Origin of the sequence: Paraburkholderia sp. SIMBA_053 (assembly GCF_046534895.1) — a bacterium.
In the GTDB taxonomy this organism is placed as follows: Bacteria; Pseudomonadota; Gammaproteobacteria; order Burkholderiales; family Burkholderiaceae; genus Paraburkholderia; species Paraburkholderia caledonica.
On the sequence record NZ_JAWRXU010000583.1, the window covers coordinates 1 to 276 of the forward strand.

The 276-nt window shown below is 65.6% G+C and carries 1 protein-coding gene; it reads right to left on the bottom strand.

Translation table 11 applies throughout. The annotated features are described in order from the left end of the window. On the bottom strand, window positions 1-276 hold a 276-nt coding region (locus SB753_RS36935), incomplete at both ends, for a citrate/2-methylcitrate synthase (protein ID WP_410805094.1).

Sequence of the window (276 nt, forward strand, 5' to 3'; positions counted from 1 at the left end):
GAAGCCAGGAATGTCTTCACTCTCGCGCACGCGAATCGTGACTGGCCCAGTCGCATCCTGCGCGTTGTCGATTTCGGTCAGGAAGCGGGAAAAGGCCCCGACGCGAACAGCCGGCAAGCGTTTGCCCGTCGCAGCCGAGAGGCCGGCGATCACGCACCGATAGGGTGTTGCACCGGTACTGGCCGCCGCCCGGGCGACATAGGTTGCGGGATGTAGCGCCTGATCGGCAGACAGGACGAGCACCCTGCGTGCGGCATCCTCGAGTTTGGGCCCGCA